Annotated in this window: 17 protein-coding genes and 2 pseudogenes; 7 read left to right on the top strand and 12 right to left on the bottom strand. The window is 52.8% G+C overall.

Features of this window, described 5'->3' with window-relative positions:
• Positions 1–1117 (bottom strand): annotated as a pseudogene (locus INT22_RS03865) (MFS transporter); the annotation flags it as partial.
• Between the two features lie 216 nt (positions 1118–1333).
• Between INT22_RS03865 and uvrA the strand changes: the two are divergent.
• Positions 1334–4183, top strand: coding sequence for an excinuclease ABC subunit UvrA (uvrA, locus tag INT22_RS03860; RefSeq protein WP_193061447.1), 2850 nt, complete (start codon positions 1334–1336; stop codon positions 4181–4183).
• Between the two features lie 173 nt (positions 4184–4356).
• Positions 4357–5097, top strand: coding sequence for a Crp/Fnr family transcriptional regulator (locus INT22_RS03855; protein WP_193061446.1), 741 nt, complete (start codon positions 4357–4359; stop codon positions 5095–5097).
• Between the two features lie 127 nt (positions 5098–5224).
• On the opposite strand, the gene INT22_RS03850 is transcribed toward INT22_RS03855, so the two are convergent.
• Both INT22_RS03850 and INT22_RS03845 read right to left on the bottom strand, forming a co-directional pair.
• Entirely contained in the window at positions 5225–6022 is a 798-nt protein-coding gene (locus INT22_RS03850) for a ribonucleoside-diphosphate reductase (protein ID WP_193061445.1), read from the bottom strand.
• 59 nt (positions 6023–6081) lie between these two features.
• Entirely contained in the window at positions 6082–8193 is a 2112-nt protein-coding gene (locus INT22_RS03845; RefSeq protein ID WP_120385953.1) for an adenosylcobalamin-dependent ribonucleoside-diphosphate reductase, read from the bottom strand.
• A 208-nt stretch (positions 8194–8401) separates the two neighbouring features.
• Between INT22_RS03845 and INT22_RS03840 the strand changes: the two genes are divergently transcribed.
• Positions 8402–8959 (top strand): hypothetical protein, encoded by a 558-nt coding sequence (locus INT22_RS03840; RefSeq protein ID WP_193061444.1) that lies wholly within the window; start codon positions 8402–8404, stop codon positions 8957–8959.
• Between the two features lie 9 nt (positions 8960–8968).
• On the opposite strand, the gene INT22_RS03835 is transcribed toward INT22_RS03840, so the two are convergent.
• From INT22_RS03835 to flgB, 9 genes and pseudogenes are all read right to left on the bottom strand, one after another.
• On the bottom strand, positions 8969–11008 hold the full coding sequence (locus INT22_RS03835) for a sensor domain-containing diguanylate cyclase (RefSeq protein ID WP_193061443.1): 2040 nt from the start codon (positions 11006–11008) through the stop codon (positions 8969–8971).
• Between the two features lie 23 nt (positions 11009–11031).
• Positions 11032–11703 carry an OmpA family protein gene (locus INT22_RS03830; protein WP_193067723.1) on the bottom strand — a complete coding sequence of 224 codons (672 nt, stop codon included), beginning with the start codon at positions 11701–11703 and terminating at the stop codon, positions 11032–11034.
• 4 nt (positions 11704–11707) lie between these two features.
• Complete coding sequence (locus INT22_RS03825) at positions 11708–12523, bottom strand: motility protein A (RefSeq protein ID WP_038480250.1); 816 nt, start codon at positions 12521–12523, stop codon at positions 11708–11710.
• A 39-nt stretch (positions 12524–12562) separates the two neighbouring features.
• The gene (locus tag INT22_RS03820; RefSeq protein WP_193067722.1) at positions 12563–13213 is read right to left on the bottom strand and encodes an RNA polymerase sigma factor FliA; all 651 of its coding nucleotides are present in this window, start codon (positions 13211–13213) and stop codon (positions 12563–12565) included.
• Positions 13213–13683: pseudogene (locus tag INT22_RS03815) on the bottom strand (flagellar basal body rod protein FlgF); the annotation flags it as partial. The gene INT22_RS03820 and the pseudogene INT22_RS03815, both read right to left, overlap by 1 nt.
• Positions 13684–13725: 42 nt before the next feature.
• Positions 13726–15078: a flagellar hook protein FlgE gene (locus INT22_RS03810; RefSeq protein ID WP_193067721.1), complete on the bottom strand. Its 1353-nt coding sequence runs from the start codon at positions 15076–15078 to the stop codon at positions 13726–13728.
• Positions 15079–15153: 75 nt separating this feature from the next.
• A complete protein-coding gene (locus INT22_RS03805) occupies positions 15154–15849 on the bottom strand; it encodes a flagellar hook assembly protein FlgD (protein ID WP_193067720.1) in 696 nt (231 codons plus the stop codon).
• 2 nt (positions 15850–15851) lie between these two features.
• Positions 15852–16262, bottom strand: coding sequence for a flagellar basal body rod protein FlgC (gene flgC, locus INT22_RS03800; protein WP_038480124.1), 411 nt, complete (start codon positions 16260–16262; stop codon positions 15852–15854).
• 24 nt (positions 16263–16286) lie between these two features.
• Complete coding sequence (flgB, locus tag INT22_RS03795; RefSeq protein ID WP_193061441.1) at positions 16287–16718, bottom strand: flagellar basal body rod protein FlgB; 432 nt, start codon at positions 16716–16718, stop codon at positions 16287–16289.
• A 194-nt stretch (positions 16719–16912) separates the two neighbouring features.
• Here flgB and flgA point away from each other — a divergent pair, with 194 nt between their 5' ends.
• The 4 genes from flgA (at position 16913) to INT22_RS03775 (ending at position 19263) form a co-directional block, all read left to right on the top strand.
• Positions 16913–17629, top strand: coding sequence for a flagellar basal body P-ring formation chaperone FlgA (flgA, locus tag INT22_RS03790; RefSeq protein ID WP_193061440.1), 717 nt, complete (start codon positions 16913–16915; stop codon positions 17627–17629).
• Positions 17630–17714: 85 nt separating this feature from the next.
• Complete coding sequence (flgM, locus tag INT22_RS03785; RefSeq protein ID WP_038480118.1) at positions 17715–17981, top strand: flagellar biosynthesis anti-sigma factor FlgM; 267 nt, start codon at positions 17715–17717, stop codon at positions 17979–17981.
• 10 nt (positions 17982–17991) lie between these two features.
• The gene (locus tag INT22_RS03780) at positions 17992–18441 is read left to right on the top strand and encodes a flagella synthesis protein FlgN (protein ID WP_193061439.1); all 450 of its coding nucleotides are present in this window, start codon (positions 17992–17994) and stop codon (positions 18439–18441) included.
• 78 nt (positions 18442–18519) lie between these two features.
• Positions 18520–19263: an SDR family NAD(P)-dependent oxidoreductase gene (locus INT22_RS03775; protein ID WP_193061438.1), complete on the top strand. Its 744-nt coding sequence runs from the start codon at positions 18520–18522 to the stop codon at positions 19261–19263.
• The last annotated feature ends 64 nt before the right edge of the window (positions 19264–19327 follow it).

Below are 19327 nucleotides of genomic sequence, written 5' to 3'. Positions count from 1 at the left end.
ACATTGCCAGCCACCATAGCAGCGCCAGCCCTGCACAGCCGAAGAACACCGCATCAAGCCCCCATAGGTTCGACAACAAGCCACCCAGCGTGCCTCCTAAAAAAGCGCCCAAAAACTGACTGGTCGAGTACACCCCCATCGCCGTGCCTTTAGCACCCGCGGGAGCCAGCTTACTGAGCATTGACGGCAGCGTGGCTTCGAGCAAGTTAAATCCTGTAAAAAAAACAAATAGCCATGCGAATAGCCAGCTCTCTTGGGAGAATGGCAGCCCCAGGCTGCCCAAGCTAATGACGATGGCGCCGATTGCCAGCAGGCATATTAATTTCATGCGCTGGTATTTCTCTGCCACGATCACCAGCGGCACCATGGCAATAAATGACAGCGCCATAATCGCTAGGTAAGCCAGCCCGTGATACTCAATCGCAACGCCTGCATTTAACAGGCGGAAAGGAACAGCAACAAAAATCGCCATTAACACCAGATGCAGCGAAAAAATCGACAGATCTAGCCGCCATAAATCGGGGCGCGTAATAACACTTTTAAACTGCTGGCGATCCATCCCCACATCGCGGTGGCGCAAACGGCGGGGGGCGGGTGGCACCCATCGCCAAAGCACCACTAAACCGACCAGCGTTAACAGCGCCGTAAACCAAAAAACGCCCGCCAGACCCGCCCAGGCCGCCAGCCAGGGGCCAAGAACCATGGCGATAGCAAACGATACGCCAATGGAGAGCCCAATCGTGGCCATCGCCGCCGTTCGCACCTGCTCACGGGTTTGGTCTGCTAATAGCGCCATAATCGCTGCAGCAACGGCTCCACAGCCCTGCAACGCACGGCCCAAAATAATCCCGCCAATGGAGTCGGCCACCGCAGCGACCACGCTTCCTACGGCGAAGATCAGTAGGCCCATGGCAATAACGCGTTTACGACCAATGCGGTCTGACAGCAGGCCAAAGGGAATCTGTAGCGTTGCCTGAGTTAGCCCATAGACACCTAATGCGACACCAATTAGCAGGGGGGTAGCGCCACTTAAGGTGTCGGCATATAGCGCCAACACCGGCAGCACCATAAACAGCCCCAGCATACGAGACGCATAAAGCCCGGCTAAGCCGCTGATTGCACGGCGTTCAGTGGCCAGCAGCAGTGCGGAAACCTTGCGCATAATACCCTTGTGGTCAATAAAGAGGCTGAACAGCCCGAGATAACCGTCCATTCTAGCGCTTTGTATCCACGCTGGAAACGCCAAGCGCTGACAGCATATCGATATGGAGCTTTGCCGGAAGGGGGACAGCAAACGTATAATTACGCTTTTGCCACGCGATTCGAGGTGTTGATGGACAGCATTCTGGTCAGGGGTGCACGCACCCACAACCTCAAGCAGATCGATGTGGAGCTGCCCCGCGACAAACTTATCGTCATTACCGGCCTTTCTGGCTCAGGTAAGTCGTCGCTGGCGTTCGATACGCTCTACGCTGAGGGACAACGCCGCTATGTGGAGTCACTTTCCACCTATGCGCGTCAGTTCCTTTCGATGATGGAAAAACCCGATGTAGATCACATCGAAGGGCTTTCACCTGCGATCTCTATTGAGCAGAAATCCACTTCCCACAACCCACGCTCTACCGTCGGCACAATTACCGAGATTTACGACTACCTGCGTCTACTGTTCGCCCGGGCAGGCACACCACGCTGTCCAGAGCACGGCGAAGAACTGGAAGCACAAACCATTTCCCAAATGGTCGACCAAGTCATGAATCTGGCCGAAGGCACCAGGCTAATGCTGCTGGCGCCGGTGGTGAAAGGCCGTAAAGGGGAGCACCTGCAACTGCTGGCAGAATTGCGGGCTCAAGGCTTCGTTCGGGTACAGATTGATGGCCAAGTGCTAGAGCTTGACGATATTGCCCCGCTCGACAAGCGCAAGAAACACGATATCAGCGTAGTGGTTGACCGTTTTAAAGTACGCGATGATATTGCCCAGCGTCTGGCAGAATCGTTTGAAACCGCCATTAATCTCGCCGACGGCACGGCGATGATCCACTTTATGGATGGCGACCAGCAAGATCTTGCCTTTTCGGCACGCTTTGCCTGCCCGGTATGTGGCTATTCGCTTTCTGAACTTGAGCCGCGGATGTTTTCGTTCAACAACCCAGCGGGGGCTTGCCCCACCTGTGATGGCTTAGGCGTTCAGCAATATTTTGACCCCGACAAGTTGATTAGCCATCCGGAACTTTCGCTAGCAGAAGGCGTGATTAAGGGCTGGGATCGGCGCAATATTTATTACTTTACCCAGCTCCAGGCGCTGGCTAAACATTACCAGTTTGAGCTTGAAACGCCATGGATTGAGCTGGCCAGCCATGAGCGTGAGATTATTTTAAATGGCAGTGGCAGCGAACAAATTCCCTTTGTCTATGTGGGGGACCGTGGCCGCAAGGTGACGCGCGAGCACGCCTTTGAAGGCGTATTACCCAATATGCAGCGCCGCTATCGGGAAACCGAATCCAACATGGTGCGTGACGATCTGGCCAAGTATATCGCCGTGCAGCCCTGCGCTACCTGTGGCGGCTCGCGGCTGCGCAAGGAGTCACGCCATGTGTTTGTCGATGACCATAACATTGCCGATATTGTGCATTTACCTATCGGCGAAGCGTGGCGCTACTTTGCCGAGCTTTCCCTACCGGGCCGCAAAGGCGAAATTGCCGACAAAATCGTTAACGAAATTCATGCCCGCCTAGAGTTTTTGGTCAATGTCGGGCTGGATTATCTGAACCTTGAGCGCAGTGCTGACACGCTCTCAGGCGGTGAAGCCCAACGGATTCGTCTTGCCAGCCAAATTGGCGCGGGGCTAGTAGGGGTCATGTATATTCTTGACGAGCCTTCTATCGGCCTTCACCAGCGGGATAACGACCGCTTATTGAAAACCTTGGAGCGCCTGCGGGATTTGGGTAATACGGTGATTGTCGTCGAGCATGACGAAGACGCGATCCGTGCGGCTGACCATGTCCTGGATATCGGCCCAGGTGCAGGTGTCCATGGCGGTGAAATCGTCGCCCAGGGCACCCCTCAAGACGTGATGGACAACCCCAATTCGCTGACGGGCCAGTACTTATCGGGAACACGGGAAATTGCCGTTCCCCCCTATCGCATTCCTGGCAACCCTGAAAAACAGTTGGTGGTGCGCGGCGCGACTGGCAACAACTTGCAGGACGTCACCATCAGCCTCCCGTTGGGGCTGTTTATTGCCGTCACGGGGGTTTCCGGCTCGGGCAAGTCGACGCTGATCAACGGCACCCTGATGCCGATTGCGGCCCGCGAGCTTAACCGCGCGACTACCTTGACCCCGGCTCCCTATGAGAAAGTAGAGGGGCTTGATCAGCTTGATAAAGTGATCGATATTGACCAGAGTCCTATCGGTCGTACGCCGCGCTCAAACCCAGCCACCTATACCGGTATTTTCACCCCGATTCGTGAGCTGTTTGCGGGCACTCAGGAAGCGCGTTCGCGGGGCTACAAGCCAGGCCGCTTCAGCTTTAACGTTAAAGGCGGCCGCTGCGAAGCATGCCAGGGCGAAGGTATGATTAAGGTAGAGATGCACTTCCTGCCGGATATTTATGTGCCTTGCGATGTGTGTAAAGGCAAGCGCTATAACCGCGAAACGTTGGATATCCACTACAAAGGCAAAACAATCCACGAAGTGCTGGCCATGACGGTAGAAGATGCTCTGGAGTTCTTCAGCCCAGTGCCTGCTATCGCTCGTCGTTTACAAACCCTGTTGGATGTAGGCCTTTCCTATATTCGCCTAGGACAAAGTGCCACCACCTTGTCTGGCGGTGAAGCGCAGCGTGTCAAACTGGCCCGTGAGCTAGCCAAACGTGACACCGGAAAAACACTTTATATCTTAGATGAGCCAACCACCGGCCTACATTTTGAGGACATCCGTCAGCTACTCACGGTACTCCATCGCCTGCGCGACCACGGCAATACTATTGTGGTGATCGAGCACAACCTGGATGTGATCAAAACGGCCGACTGGATTATTGATCTTGGCCCAGAAGGTGGCTCTGGCGGTGGGCAAATTATTGCCGAAGGAACCCCAGAGCAGATTGCCAAGCAGAGCGTTTCCCATACCGGGCATTTCCTGGCACCATTGTTAAAACGCGGTAATCGTGTCAAAAAAACCGCCTAGAGCCACTTCCAGGGTGGGTTGATACTCACCCTGGAAAATGACAGCGATACGCTTGCCCCTCCCCCTAGGACGACAAGAGAGCAGAAAAGACCAAGCAACATAGGACGGCTCTGTTTATATTAAACAACAACGCGGCTTGTTAATCGTTGCTAATCTTTCAGGAGAAGGAAGCTGTGGATCAGGATAACAGCTGCATTATTAGTCACTTCAGTCACTACTGCTCACTCACTGAAGCAGAAAAAGCACTATTAATCGAATTGGAAGAGAGCCCTACTGATATCAAAGCAGGTTCACTGCTGTGGGAAGTTGACGCCCCCGCGAATGAGTTTTGCACCTTGCGCAGTGGCTGGGCTTACTCCTATCGACATTTAGAAAACGGCGATCGGCAAATTCTGGAAGTATTTTTACCTGGCGATATTATCGGTTTGCGAGAGTTTGCGTTTTCCAGGCGGCTGGAAAACGTGCGCATGATTACTGACGGCGTGGTCTGTCATTTCCCCCATAAGCGCATGTTAGAGCTGTTTCGTCAGTCACTAACGCTGACCTCGGTGATGTTTGCTATTGGCAGTCGCCACCAGGCTCTACTCACGGAACGGCTGATCAACTTAGCGCGGCGTAGCGCTAGACAAAAAATGGCCCACTTTCTCCATGAAATGTATCTACGCTTACGCCAAACCAACCATGACATCAGCGGACAGTTCCGCTTGCCACTTTCTCAAGAGCAGTTAGCCGACATTCTGGGCTTAAGCCCTGTTCATGTGAGCCGCACGTTTAGTGCATTGAGTGAAGATAGCTTGGTATTCCGTGACCGTCATAACGTCACTATTCCCGATTTAAAGGCCTTGGCTACCGAGGGGGAATTCGACGACTGTTATTTAACCGATAACGTCAGGCCGCTACTTATTAGCGCCTGAGCCTTAGCGCCTAAATCAGCGGCAGGTTTTCTGTTCTTAAAACTTTTTGTTCTCAAAACAAGCAACGCCGCGTGGTTCTCTAGACCACGCGGCGTTGTTCGTTAGCGTTCTAGTGGGCTTATCTGGCTTAGCCGCACTTAGACCAACCGCAGCCTGCGTAGCAGGTTGGACAGCCATCCATCATAATAAGCTCACCGCGACACTCAGGACAGTTACCCACGGTTGCAGGGCCACTGCCTTCAGGCTTTTTTACGGCGTTTTCTTGCTGCTCAGCGGCACCGCCCAGCGACTCCACGGCTCCAATCGCCGGGCTTGTGTCTGGCTCGTCGGCCGGTGGCTGCCAAGCATGGCCATGCTGCATACGGTGCGCATAACGCTCTACCAGCAACTCTACCGGTACTTGGTTACCATCCTGATCCAAGAAACCGCGCCGATAAAGAATCTGCTGGATCGACCAAGCAATCGCCGCCACTTCGGAATCGTGGAACATAGGCTTGTTCCAACGGTTCATACCACAGCGCACTAAGCCTTTATCCCACGCCACTTTGCGTAAGTCAGCCACCGCTTGGGTGACATAGCCCCCACGCGCAGCAAGGGAAAGACTACGCATCGTCGCCGTAATCCACTGATGTTCGCTGGAAAGCTGTCCTGATGGGAAAAAGAACTCGACCGGGCGCTCAATCACCACACGTCGGCCACCTACCACGCCTTCTACCGGCATAAAAGAGACCAGCAGGTAAACTTTTTTGCGGCCTTCCGCACCCACGTAAGAGATCTTTTCGGATACCGCTTCTAACGTTCCCTCTGGACGCGAGGGGATCCTGACCGTTAGCGGGTCTTCTTCCGGTAGCTCAGGGGCTGGCGTTGTTTGCTCCTGCTGCTTGATACGGTAACCAACGATTTTTGAGGTAATTTCTACAGCCATGGTGTTCTCCACTTAGCAAAGGGTGTCGGGCGATGTTCGTAGCAAGGCGTAGCCCGCCCTTACCATTTGCCGTAGGTGCCCTCTTTTAAGGCATCAAACAGGTTGGCGGCGTTATGCTCTTCACCGTCATAAACCACCGTTTCATCGCCGGCCAGCTCTAAGGTTTCGCCATTTTCCAGTTCAAACACGTAGGTGGTATTTTTTAAATCATCTTCGCGTACCAGAACGCCCTGAAATGCCTCTGGGTTGAAGCGGAACGTGGTGCAGCCTTTTAAGCGACTCTCATACGCCTGGAGGTAGAGATCCTGGAATTTCTCAAACGGGAACTCTGTCGGCACGTTAACTGTTTTAGAGATTGCCGAGTCAATCCACTGCTGAGCGGCCGCCTGCACGGCCACATGCTGCTCAGGCGACACTGAGTCTGCGGTAATAAAGTAGTCGGGTAAATCGCTTTCCACCGCATCGGCGGCAATAAAGTGACGATAAGCGGCTAACTCAAACGAGACAACCTCAACCTGCTCTTTGGTTTTCTTACCCGATTGAATGATATTGCGGAAATAACGGTGCGAGAACGAGGGTTCAATGCCGTTAGAGGCATTATTACCCATCGATAGCGAAATCGTACCAGTGGGCGCAATAGAGCTGTGGTGGGTGAACCGTGCACCATGTTCCGCCAACTGTGTGACCAACTCAGGATCGAGCTCAGCCACTTTCGCCATATACTGGCTATAGCGGGCATGCAGAATACGTCCTGGTACTTTATCACCCACTTCATAACCATCGGCAGCGAGTTGGGGGCGCTCACGCATCATCTTCGGTGTAATCGTATGCTCTTGCTCAAGCACAGGCGCCATGCCTTTCTCTTTAGACAGCTCTAGCGCTTGCTTCCAGCCTTCCAGCGCGAGGTGGCGGCTAACTTCTTCGGTAAAGGCCAGCGACGCTTGAGAGCCATAGGGTATTTTAAGCATGGTCATCGTTGAACCAAGCCCCAAAAAGCCCATGCCGTGGCGGCGCTTGGCTTCAATCTCACGCTGTTGCTGCGGCAGTGGCAAGCCAGCAATTTCCACGACGTTATCGAGCATGCGAGTGAAGATCGCTACCACCTTGCGATAGCGTTCCCAATCAAAGCGTGGCTTGTCACTAAACGGCTCAATCACAAACTTGGTCAGGTTGACCGATCCCAGCAGACAAGCGCCTTCTGGCGGCAGCGGCTGCTCGCCACATGGGTTGGTCGCGCGGATATCTTCGCAGAACCAGTTATTGTTCATGCGATTGACTTGATCAATCAGAATAAACCCAGGTTCAGCGTAGTCATAGGTCGAGGACATAATGGTGTCCCACAACTCGCGCGCTTTAATGACTTCAACGACACGGCAAGCCACGCGGCCTTCATCGTCGACCGTATAGCCCTCTTCAATGACGGGCCAGTCGCGATAAATCAAATCACCCGCTTTGACATCGTCTTTTTCACCAGGGTGCAATGGAAACGCCAGCGGCCAGTCGGCGTTGTGCTTCACTGCTTCCATAAATTCGTCGGTAATCAACAGGCTAAGGTTGAACTGGCGCAGACGACCAGCTTCTCGCTTAGCTTGGATAAACTCACGAACATCAGGATGACCAACGTCGAAGGTGCCCATCTGAGCGCCTCGACGTCCACCTGCGGATGCCACGGTGAAACACATCTTGTCGTAGATATCCATAAACGCCAGCGGCCCGTTAGTGCCAGCACCAGCGCCAAACACAAACGCTCCCTTATGGCGCAGCGTCGAAAAGTCGTAGCCAATACCGGCGCCAGACTTCAACGTCATGCCAGCATCAACGACGGAGTCGAGAATATCGCGCATAGAGTCGCGAATAGTGCGCGAAACCGTGCAGTTAATCAGGCTGACCGCAGGTTTGTAGGCTTCAGCGCCCGCATTGGAAAGGATTCGTCCGGCAGGAATAGCGCCGTTTTCTAACGCCCAGCGGAATTTTGGCAGCCACTCGTTAGCATTGTCACCTTCAACCGCCGCTAACGCTCGCGCGACACGCTCAAAGGTAGCACCCACATCCTGATCAACAGGTTGGCTATGGCGATCTTTTAACCGATATTTAGCATCCCAGATATCTTTTGAGGGAACCTGTAGTGGGACGTCATTCGAAGTCTTCATAGCCTTTGCTGCGGTGCTCATGTCGCGAAACTCCTTCACAACGGGGTGAAATTAGCGCTCAAAACGGTGCGATTATACGTTCTGCGACTATGAAGTATAGACTTGACTTTACACTATATGCGGCATTTTTCTTGTTAAAGACTACTACATATAGAAAAATCAGCGCGTTACCTTTTGCTTATCTTCAACAAACGATAGGCTAATGTTTTTCTTGTGCGATGCCACCCCTATGCCTACTTTAAAGCCTTTTGCGTTAGCGGCCTTCAGCGCCCTACTTTCCAGCACTGCGCTGCCTAGCATGGCAGCAACGTTCAATATTGATGCCGAACAGCCCCACGATCATTGGCAGTCAATGGCGTTAACGTTAGGCAGTGAGCGGCACTTTCGCGCCGTGGAAACTCATAGCTATTCGGATGCCACCTTGAGTTTGAACGCAACCCAAGGTGTTTGCGACTTACCATGGCTGGAAATGCGGGTCACGCTGGCTGAACAGCAAGGCGAAAGTCGCGCGGTTAACTTAGTGCCTACCAGGATCCGGGTGGATGATACGCCTATCATTGATACCATGGCCGAGTTTATTACCGAGCGTGGCGATGATGGGTTTTATGCGCACTTCTACCTAAGCGACCTGCAAACATTAATGGCGCAAATGAGCCAGGGAGAGCAGCTGTTTATTGGTTTCGATCAACAGGATAGCGACCCTTGGTATATGACCTTTAGTCTTGACGGTGCTGATGATGCCATAGCGAGAATACAGCGCTTATGCGACCGCGCCGACGACCAATGATAGCGCGTGTCACTGCACGCTTTTGTCAGCGATTTCAACGCGGTTACGCCCATTATGTTTAGCTCGGTACATCGCAGCATCGGCCCGGGCGATGATAGTCTTGCAGCTATCATCGGGCTGCCATACTGCGACACCGATGCTGACCGTTATCGGTTGGCCCAAGCCCTTCACCTGCAGTGTTGCCACTAGCCCACGTAATCGTTCAGCAAGCCCTTCGGCGGCTTCAATACTGGAGTGGGTCGCCAATACCACAAACTCTTCCCCTCCCCAGCGCCCCAAATGATCACAGCCCCGCAGTGAACTTTCCACCATGCGTGCTAGCGAAATCAGCACATCATCGCCCACGCTATGGCCGAGGGTGTCATTGATCTGTTTAAAATGGTCGACGTCAAATAACAACAGCGCGAAAGCCGCCCCATAGCGTTTTGCTGCTACCAGCTCTGCATCAATAGCCTGCTCGATGCGGTAGCGGTTCCACACCTGAGTGAGCGGGTCAAAATGTGCCAACTGCTCTAACCGCTGATTCGCTTCTGCCAGCGCTTTACGCTCGCGCTCCAGATGCATATTGAGCGTGCTGATCTCATAAGCAGAAATGGCCAGCGTTAAATCTTCTCCTAAATCTATCGCGGCTAGCCGCTCAACCCGTTGCCAGGCTTCGCTTTTTCCTGTGACCTCCTCGCACCACGCGTCAGAAGGCGACATCATCATAGGTGGCAGGGATGCTGAAGAGGGCTGCATCGCCCAGTAGAGCGTTTCCACTTGCTCAGGACGAAAAAACATCAGCCAGCCGCGCTGAGCAGGATCGGTAGGCAGCGGCACGGCGAGTACTCCACTCTGCTCTAGCATGTCTAAAGAGCATGTTAGCGGCTCTTTGGCTGTCTCTTGGGTACACCATGGGCCACTATGGATATGGGATTTTTCAATCCGCGTGACCAGTTGGCCGATCGTTTCCGGCTTGGGCGTATTGCCTGATTGATAGATACTGCCTTTCACCCATAACGCAACGCCATTGGCACGAAAGAGCGACTTCCATGTCTCGGCATGCTCCGCAAACAGCTGATAAGGCCCCTGAGGCTTTAAGCGATTATTACTTGAAAGCACCAGGCTATCTTGTACGCGCTGCAAATAGCGCGCCTCTTGGCGAGCTCTCAGCAGTAACAGCCGCTGCGTAGCCATTTGCACCAAGGTGCGTACCGCATCTCGTACGGGCGGCGCTACGGGGTAAGGCGCTGCCGAGTGGCAGAATAGCAGCCCCCAAAGGCCGGTATCTCCCTGCATGGCCACGCTTAATGCGCCGCGCACGCCAAGTCGCTGTAAGTACTGTTGACGCTCAGGGGCAGGGGCACGCAAGAAGCTGTCACTTACATCTACCACCACACTCGCTGGCAGTAAGTGCTCGTAGGGTGCTGCGACATCTTGGATCAGCCGCACCGGATGGCGCTCATAGGCACGCCGTAATGCAATGGGGAAGTCTTTGGCGGGAAAGCGTTGCCCTAACAAGGCAGGCAAACGAACCGCCGCTAATTCGACACTCGACTGAGCGCGCCCTTTAGCTAACGACTCGGCTACGATCAAACCATGCCAGTCACTATCGAAATGGCATACAGACACCCGGTCATGCCCGGTTAATTCTTGTACCGACATCACTAGGTAATCAAGTAGCTCTTCTTGATGGGTCGCTTCCGCTAAGCGCATCAGGCGTTCGTTCACCGTGCCAAGCAGACGCTGCTTACCGAGGGAATGAAGGGGTTCTATCTCAACTAACACATGCGCACCGGCACGGTAAGCATGTAACTGGAAACGGTTTGATCGAGCGGGACACTTAAAGGTGAGAGGCCCCGGCAAACGCTGCTGACCTTGGAGCTCATAGCGTACGCGCTGGCTTAAGCGCTTGCCTAGAACGCTGGAGAGCGTTGCGAGACGCCCTTCAGGAAGGCTTACTCTCAGCAATTCAACAAAGTTGCTACTAAATGCCTGTATGCGCCGACAGTCAGCATCGAGCACCAGTAATGCACCGAACGACTGTAGTAGCGAGTGATGCTTCGACACAGAGATGGCCTCAAGAAATCTCTTTACCCCTCAGTCTGCTGCCTTAGCAACAGTTCAACGCGCCGGTTGGCGGATCTACCTTCCGGCGTTGCGTTACTTTCCATGGGTTGGGTATCGGCGTAACCGACTGCCCGCATACGTGAAATAGCAACTCCCTGGCGCTCAAGATACTGGACCACCGCAATGGCGCGCCCTACCGAGAGATCCCAATTTGAGGGGAAGCGAGAGGTAGCAATGGGAACATTATCCGTATGCCCTTCTACTGAAATTTGCCCCTCAAAGGATGCTAACACTGCCAGAAGGCTTTCTAACACATCTTGCCCCTGGGGCGTTAGTACGGCATCACCGCTAGGGAAAAGCAAGCTGTCGTCGATGCGCAGCGTAACACCTTCTTCACCTTGAGAGACACTAACCCCGGGGATATTAAGCTCAGTCATTCGCGGCTTGAGCCCGCTGTGCCGAGGATGGATACCGGTTGCTAAGCTGGCCAACGGCAGCGAGGTGATAGCACTTACAGAATGCATTCTATCGCGGTCAAAGGCTTCCCCTCCCCCCGGCGGGGTCAATGCAAGCAGTAAGACAAACAGCGTGATTAACAGCGTTAATACGTCTAAATAGCTCGTTAGCCAACCTTCATCGCCCTCCCCTGACACAGTGGGCAATTCCAGTGCGTGCCGTGAATCACGATCTAGCATAGCGCTATCCTTTTGCCGCAGAACTAACTGTTGGCCGCGGTTTTACAGAGGCATCACGGATCTCGTCATGATAATTAGCCACAAAGGAGTTGAGCGTTTCTTCAATAAAAGAAGGCAGCCGCCGTTTAGTAATTAGCGAAATGCCCTCCAGCACCATGTTCATGGTGATAAGTCGCTCTTCCGTGCGCCGCTCTAGCTTGACGGCAATCGGTTTGAACACCAGGTTGGCGAGCAGAATACCGTAGAACGTTGTCAACAGAGCCACCGCCATGCGCGGGCCAATAACGTCAAGATCGCCCGCATCCATCACTTCCAGCATATTGACCAAGCCCACCAAGGTACCGATCATGCCAAACGCGGGCGCATAGGTAGCCATAGTACGAAATATCTGCGCCTCAGCATGCTCCCGTGCTTTTAATCGTGCGATGCGCCAGCGCAGCATATCGAAAATTTCGTCCTCTTTCGTGTTAGCAATCACCAGTTGAATCCCGGTGCGCAAAAAGGGGTTACGGGTGTGCTCTAGCTCCTTCTCAACCGCCCTGACATCGCCTTTGAACCACAGGCGCGCCATGGAAACCAGTTCGTTAATATCATCACGCACATAGGTGTTTTCACGCCGAAACACCAATCCCACCAGGCGCACCACGCGTAGCACTTCTTTCAGCGGATAACTAATAAAGGTAGCCGCCAAGGTGCCCGTTACCACAATGGCTAGCCCCGGCAAGTTGATAAAGCTTTCTGGCGACTCTGCAGTAAAAAACAGCACGCTTACCAGCAAAAGCATGCTGGCAAAAATACCGATCAGCGTAGATGGGTTCATCAACGGCTCCTCGCCGGTTATTCGTGATTAATAGTGGCGTTAGGTGGTGTCATATAAGCGAGCGCGAAGCCTGCTAATCGCTTGGCTGTGAAGCTGGGAGACACGGGATTCGGTCACACCCAGCACCGCCCCGACTTCTTTAAGGTTCAGCTCTTCTTGGTAATACAACGCCATCAGTAGCTTTTCACGCTCAGGTAAGGCATCGATCGCATCAATTAACGACTGACGCTGCTGCTGATCTAACAACTGATCGAAGGGCAGGTTAGTGGCTTCCTCCTTCGCGGACTCGGCCCCTTCGGCCACCAGTTCTTCAAAGGGCAGCAACTGGCCACTGTTCGTATCGTTGAGCAATTGCTGATACTCACTAAGCGGCATATCCAGGTCACGCGCGATCTCACCCTCTTCCGGCGGGCGCCCTAACTGCTGTTCAAGGCGACGCACCGCATCATCCACGGCTCTGGCAGAGCGGCGTACACTACGCGGCAACCAGTCACGTGTGCGCAGCTCATCCATCATGGCACCGCGAATACGCTGGCTTGCAAACGTGGCGAACGTTGCCCCCTGGGTCGCATCAAAACGCCCTAGTGCTTCTAATAAACCCACCATGCCAGCTTGAATAAGATCATCCAACTCAATACTTGCGGGTAGTCTTACCTGCAGCGTTAAGGCCTGACGTCTTACCAGTGGCATACCAGTGCCGCAGGCCCCTCACCCTGGGGAATAGCACTGATGGTGCCGTCCGCACCAATGGATACTTGCGCACCTTGAGGCAAGGCAATGGGGCCACCTTCCCCCATTACCGGACGCCCAACACTAAGCAGTACGCCATCACTATCCAGCTGCAGGTCGCCCCTGCGGGTGTACGCCTCAGTGCCGTCTTCTCCTAGCACCGCCATCCAGGCATCATCCTGCATCGCGATATCGAGGGTTCGACCCGTGCGTTCAATAGGGCCCTGCGAAAAATCGGTGCCTGGGGTGGTCGTCACCGCCGATACCCGCGTGTCGAGTAGCCCAGCGCCCTCTACCGGGACTGAACGCGCAGCTTGCAACTGAGCGCGAAAGCCTGCGGTAGACACATTCGACAGGTTATTGCTAACCACTGCCTGCTGGTCCATTGTGTGTTTGGCGCCGCTCATGGCGGTGTATAGCATACGATCCACAACTGACTCCTTAGCGCAGCATCACGCCATTATTACGAGTGACTACAGGTTAATAATGGTCTGCAGGAGCTCGTCCTGGGTACTGATGGTGTTGGAGTTAGCTTGGTAAGAACGCTGCGCCACAATGGTATCTACCAGCTCGCTGGCCAAGTCGACGTTAGACGCTTCTACTGCTTCCGCTTGGATCTGACCCAGACGACCGGTGCCAGGCGCCCCCAGGTTTTCCAAACCAGAGGTATTCGTCGCCGCCCACAAGTTGTTGCCCAGTGGCTGAAGGCCTTCCTCATTACGGAAACTGGCTAGCGCAATCTGGCCCGCAGCACGGGTTTCACCGTTGGTGAAGTTACGCTGGATAACGCCTGTTTCAGTGACGGTAATACCGGCCAGTGCACCAGAGGTGAAGCCATCCTGGTTCAGCTCTTTTTGCAACGAGTCTGCGGCAAACTGAGTAGAGCCATTAAACTTAAACTGGATATCCAGAGCGGCTGCATCGACGCCACCGGGGATGCCACCAATAGTGACGCGAGTTTCATCTGTTTCTGGATCTTCAGTTACAACTGCACCTCCTGGGTTGGCGCTCTCTCCAATACCCGTAACAACTCCCTGCGCATTGGTTTGCAATCTACCACTTTGGGTAAAGTCCAATGTAAAGCTGCCTCTGGTTACCCCGTTAGTGACGGCAGTCACATTCCATTGATTACTATTGTCGCCCACCCTTTCGAAATAGGTAGCAACATTAACCGCATTCCCCAAAGAGTCATAAGAAGTGAAGTTATTGGAAAAATGATAGTTCAATGGTGTGACGACAGGAGGGTTGGCCTCTGCGTCAGCATCACTTTCTGAAATTTCAACAGTATTTAAATCTTGGCCACTGACTACCCTGGCATCCAGGTTTAATAGCGCATTTACTTCGGTGGTGGCTTTAGCTGGAATATCATCAACGGGCACATTTAATGCCTGCGGGGCGCCGCCTACCAATACGTTTGAGAAAGGGAACGCCTGCTGGTCATCGGTATCTACAGTAATGCCGCGATCCATACCGTAACCCATCAAGCGGTCGCCCTGGGCATTAACGATATCGCCAGCAGCGGTAATGCCGAACTCACCGTTACGCGAATAGCCGACTTCACCGGTTGGGCGCTCTAGCCGGTAAAAGCCTTCACCGGAAATCGCTAAATCTAGGTTACGCCCCGTGCTCTCGATACTGCCCTGGGTGAAATTCTGGCGCACATCTGACACCTGCACACCAATGCCCCGCGAGGCTGCAAACACATCAGAGAACAGCACGTCAGAGCGCTTGTAACCAACGGTTTGCGAGTTAGCGATGTTGTTACCCGCAGAGTTTAGCTTCTCTGATTGCGCGTTAAGCCCAGCCACTGCCGTTGTAAATGACATAATACGTTCCTCATCAAAACGTCTTTTTCATTAAGACGTTCTTGCTATAAAAATGTTGTTTTACTTACAAGTTACTTAAAGAATCTGTTTAACTTGATTCAACTGAACCTGTCCGTAAACAGCCCCTAAATCCAGCTGAATATTTCCACTACCATCGTTAGGGGTCACACTATTAACAACCGCATAGTTCAATGCGGTTGAGTCTAGTGTTTCACCCTCAGCATCTTGAGCCTCTAGCTGAACCGTGTAACGACCACTGGCAGCGGCTTCGCCCTGTTCGTTTTTACCGTCCCACTGGAAAGACTGCACACCAGCCTCTACCGCACCCAAGTTATAGCGTCTGATCACCTCGCCACCTTGGCCAACAATCACTGCGGTAAGCTGGTCGGCGGGTTTAGCAAGCTCGACACCAAACGGTGTCGTATAAGACTTTCCTTCACTATCCTGCTCTAGCATGACCTTGTTGCCAGGCACCATCACACCTTGGCCAATCAAGCCACTTGCTTGCAGTGCTTGGTTGGCATCCATTTGGCTAGTAATGCTCTGCAAAGTGGTGTTCAGCTCTTCAATCCCACTTACCGTATTAATTTGTGCGATCTGGGAGGTCATTTCCGCATTCTCCATCGGATTCAGCGGATCTTGATTCTGTAGCTGAGTAATCAGCAGCGTTAGAAAACTGCTACGCAACTCATCTGATGCGCTCTGCTTTAACTGGGAACCACTGCCGCCGCCATTAATTGCCGAAAGTGTTGTCGGGTCGATTGTGCTCATAATTAACCCTCACCCAGTGATAGCGTCTGCACCATCATCTGCTTCGTTGTGTTGAACACTTCTACGTTGGCTTGATAGGAGCGCGACGCCGAGATCATGTTGACCATTTCATGCACAGGTTCAACATTGGGCTTGGCGACATAGCCTTCTTCATCCGCAGCAGGATGGTTTGGCATGTATTGCAGACGTAGCGGAGCGTCGTCTTCCACTACCTCAGTGACACGTACGCCACCGACGCCATATCGATTATTGTGCGCTTGGGTTTCAAACATCACTTGTTTGGCCCGATAAGTCTCTCCATCAGGGCCTGCAATGCTGTCGGCATTGGCCATATTGCTAGCGGTAACATTCATACGCTGCGCCTGGGCGCTCATGGCCGAACTAGCAATATCAAAGGCTGAAAACATCGACATAGATTACTTTCTCCTACCGCTCGGTTATTCCGGCTGCATCGCGTTTTTCAGGCCCTGAATTCGGCGATTCATGATGGTGAGTGCGGCTTGGTAACGAACAGCATTGTCTGCAAACTGTGTCCGCTCACGATCCATATCGACCGTATTGCCATCCAAGCTGGGCTGATCGGGGATGCGATAAAGCAGCTCTGCACTGCCTACACCACGCCATGCTGGGCCTTCACCTTGCAGATGATGTTCTGACGTTCGTGCAAGCGTCAGTGCGCCATTTTGCTGTTGCTGTGGCTGGCTGCCCGCAACGGCCTTCTTTAACTCACTGGCAAAGTCGAGATCGCGCGCTTTATAGTTAGGCGTATCGGCATTGGCAATATTGGCTGCCAGCACGTCATGACGCGCTTGACGCAAGCCCAGTGCCTGCTGGTGATAGTTAAAGGCAGATTCAAGCTGATCAATCATGCCAATCCTCGTTCGCTGAGAGGCAAATTAAAACGGATATTATTGATGATGAATAATAGGCTTCGCTTCGTCAGCCTAAAGCATGGAACAGCTGCCGTTTACACCAGCATTTCATATGATGCACAGGGTACTTTTGCACTACACTGCACGGTTGATGATTATCATCTGCTTCCCTTCGATTGAGCGACTCTCCCATGCCACACCCGCTGCGCCCAACGCGATCCTATCTGGCGACTCTTAAGCAAATACTTTGCCTATCACTGCTCAGCCTTGGCTTTTCATTTCACGCGCATGCGAATAACCAACTGTTGATGGATACCGTTCAGCAGTTTCTTTATCAAGAATCTCAATCGCTTGGGCAGGAAGTGTTGATTGATATCTCACCTCCCTCTGCACATTTGCCTGAGTGCATTGCACCCGACCCCTTTTTCCCGAATGCTAATCAATCCCCTCTCGGGCGTGTTTCGGTCGGTGTGCGCTGTGGCGAAAATCGTCGTCAAGTGCGGTATATTCAGGCGCAGATTGATATCATTGGCAGCTACGCTGTGGCTGGCCAGGATATTGATAGGGGCACGCTCATCACGAGTGATATGCTGACATCACGAGAAGGCAATCTTGGGGATCTAGCCGCCCAAGCACTTACCAACCAAGACGATATTATCGGTATGGTCGCACAGCGTCCTATTCGTAGTGGCAGCACTTTCCAGCCCCATTACCTTCAAGCGCCTCAAGTGGTGAAACGAGGGCAGCGCGTCACTGTCATAGCAGAAGGCGCTGGTTTCCGAGTGTCACGCGAAGGAGAGGCCTTGTCTGATGGTGCACAAGGCGAACGTATCCGTGTGCGCTTTGATACGCGGGAATTAGTCACCGCACGCGTCATTGGTCAAGGAACATTGGTGATAGATTTTTAATCTAATGCCTAAAGTCCTTACTACCCAGGCCGATAGTAGGTAATACAGCGCATGCCGCACCAACGTTGACGATGAGGCAAACAACGTGAAAATCGATAACATTAATCCGTTGCTACGTTCTAATCAGGCGCAGCAGCGTGATGAAGCACAGAAAATAGGCGGCAATAAGCCAGCCGAAGCAGACAGCGCGACACGATCAGCAACGCAACTTAGCCAAACGCATACGGATAGCTCACACGATATCGATACGGCAAAAGTTGAGGAAATTCGCGAAGCTATTCGTGAAGGGAAGCTAGAGATTCGTGCGGATCGCATTGCTGATGGCTTAATTGCTAATTTAAAAGATTTATAAGCGAACTATTATGGGTCTTTCACGACTGCTCTCAGATCAATTGCAACGCCTTGATGAATTAGTGCTGCTGCTCTCAGATGAACAAGCACAGCTCACTAAGGGCAGCATTGACGGCGACGCTCTCGCTGCTATAGCCCTAAAAAAGCAGGCGCTGCTAATTGAGCTAGAACGCATTGAGCAATTGCGCCGAAGCGTGCAAACAAAGCTTGGCTATGCAGACGGCGCCCTTGGCGCCAAGCAAGCCGCTAACGATGCTGGCTGCTTGGCTACCTGGGAAAGCTTGCTCGAAAAAAGCGAACGCGTATCACGCATGAACGAATTAACTGGGCAAATGCTATCGCTTAGAATGAAGCATAACCAGGAAATGCTGGATTACATTCGCCAAATTGCTGAAAAAACCCTCTATAAGCCAAATGGGCGCAACAATGCCCAACCAGGTCGCTTTAACGCATCTGCCTAGTATTTCCGCACATTCATAGACAAAACCTATACAAGAAGCTTCAATGTGAACAATGATATTCACAATTGGAGCCGAAGAATGCTTTCCCACCTTCCAGAAAACTTTACCGCTGTTGTCATCGGTGCCAATGGCGGCATAGGTAACGCTATTATTAAGAGGCTGCTTGCCGATACCCATGTGGGTAATGTCGTTGCCGTAAGCCGTTCACCTATTGCTTCTCAAGACCCATCTTTTCAAGGCGCACCCGTTGAGGTGGTGAACGTCGATATCATCACACAATCAGGCCGTGAGACTCTTTGCCAACAGTTAAACGGTCGCCCGGTACACCTGCTATTCAATGCTATTGGTACGCTGCATGATGAGGCGCGTAATGTGCAGCCTGAGAAACGCTTAGAGCAGTTAGATGAAGCATCATTCGCTCATGTTATGCATGTTAATGCAGCCACACCTGCCCTATTGATTAGCGCATTGCAGGGCAAGCACCCGGTTACCATCGCCAGCTTATCGGCACGCGTTGGATCTATTGGCGATAATGGGCATGGCGGCTGGTACAGCTACCGTGCCAGTAAAGCAGCGCACAACATGTTAATGAAGACCATCTCCATCGAACTCAAACGACTGAACAAGCAGTCCATTGTATTGTGCCTGCACCCAGGCACCACAGATACATCGCTGTCGAAACCTTTCCAGGCTCGTGTACCCAGCGAAAAGCTATTTACACCTGATTTCGTCGCTGAACAATTATTGAAAGTAATGTCTCAACGCACCCCCAAAGATACCGGCAGCTTCTGGGATTGGGCTGGCAAGCCTATCGAATGGTAAATGTTAGGCAAAAAAAATCCCCCAGGGCGCAAGCCCTGGGGGATTTTTAGTAAAAGTGCCTGAC

The sequence above is a fragment of the Halomonas sp. 3D7M genome, from assembly GCF_014897885.1.
Taxonomy (GTDB): domain Bacteria; phylum Pseudomonadota; class Gammaproteobacteria; order Pseudomonadales; family Halomonadaceae; genus Vreelandella.
The sequence above is the reverse complement of the archived record's forward strand: the minus strand, read 5'-3'. Positions and strand labels throughout refer to the sequence as shown.

Excerpts from the sequence above, each read along its gene's own strand:
- uvrA (WP_193061447.1), top strand. The coding sequence starts at position 1,334 with ATGGACAGCATTCTGGTCAGGGGTGCACGCACCCACAACCTCAAGCAG.
- INT22_RS03850 (WP_193061445.1), bottom strand. The coding sequence starts at position 6,022 with ATGGCTGTAGAAATTACCTCAAAAATCGTTGGTTACCGTATCAAGCAG.
- INT22_RS03845 (WP_120385953.1), bottom strand. The coding sequence starts at position 8,193 with ATGAGCACCGCAGCAAAGGCTATGAAGACTTCGAATGACGTCCCACTA.
- INT22_RS03840 (WP_193061444.1), top strand. The coding sequence starts at position 8,402 with ATGCCTACTTTAAAGCCTTTTGCGTTAGCGGCCTTCAGCGCCCTACTT.
- INT22_RS03830 (WP_193067723.1), bottom strand. The coding sequence starts at position 11,703 with ATGCTAGATCGTGATTCACGGCACGCACTGGAATTGCCCACTGTGTCA.
- INT22_RS03825 (WP_038480250.1), bottom strand. The coding sequence starts at position 12,523 with ATGAACCCATCTACGCTGATCGGTATTTTTGCCAGCATGCTTTTGCTG.
- INT22_RS03820 (WP_193067722.1), bottom strand. The coding sequence starts at position 13,213 with ATGCCACTGGTAAGACGTCAGGCCTTAACGCTGCAGGTAAGACTACCC.
- INT22_RS03810 (WP_193067721.1), bottom strand. The coding sequence starts at position 15,078 with ATGTCATTTACAACGGCAGTGGCTGGGCTTAACGCGCAATCAGAGAAG.
- INT22_RS03805 (WP_193067720.1), bottom strand. The coding sequence starts at position 15,849 with ATGAGCACAATCGACCCGACAACACTTTCGGCAATTAATGGCGGCGGC.
- flgC (WP_038480124.1), bottom strand. The coding sequence starts at position 16,262 with ATGTCGATGTTTTCAGCCTTTGATATTGCTAGTTCGGCCATGAGCGCC.
- flgB (WP_193061441.1), bottom strand. The coding sequence starts at position 16,718 with ATGATTGATCAGCTTGAATCTGCCTTTAACTATCACCAGCAGGCACTG.
- flgA (WP_193061440.1), top strand. The coding sequence starts at position 16,913 with ATGCCACACCCGCTGCGCCCAACGCGATCCTATCTGGCGACTCTTAAG.
- INT22_RS03780 (WP_193061439.1), top strand. The coding sequence starts at position 17,992 with ATGGGTCTTTCACGACTGCTCTCAGATCAATTGCAACGCCTTGATGAA.
- INT22_RS03775 (WP_193061438.1), top strand. The coding sequence starts at position 18,520 with ATGCTTTCCCACCTTCCAGAAAACTTTACCGCTGTTGTCATCGGTGCC.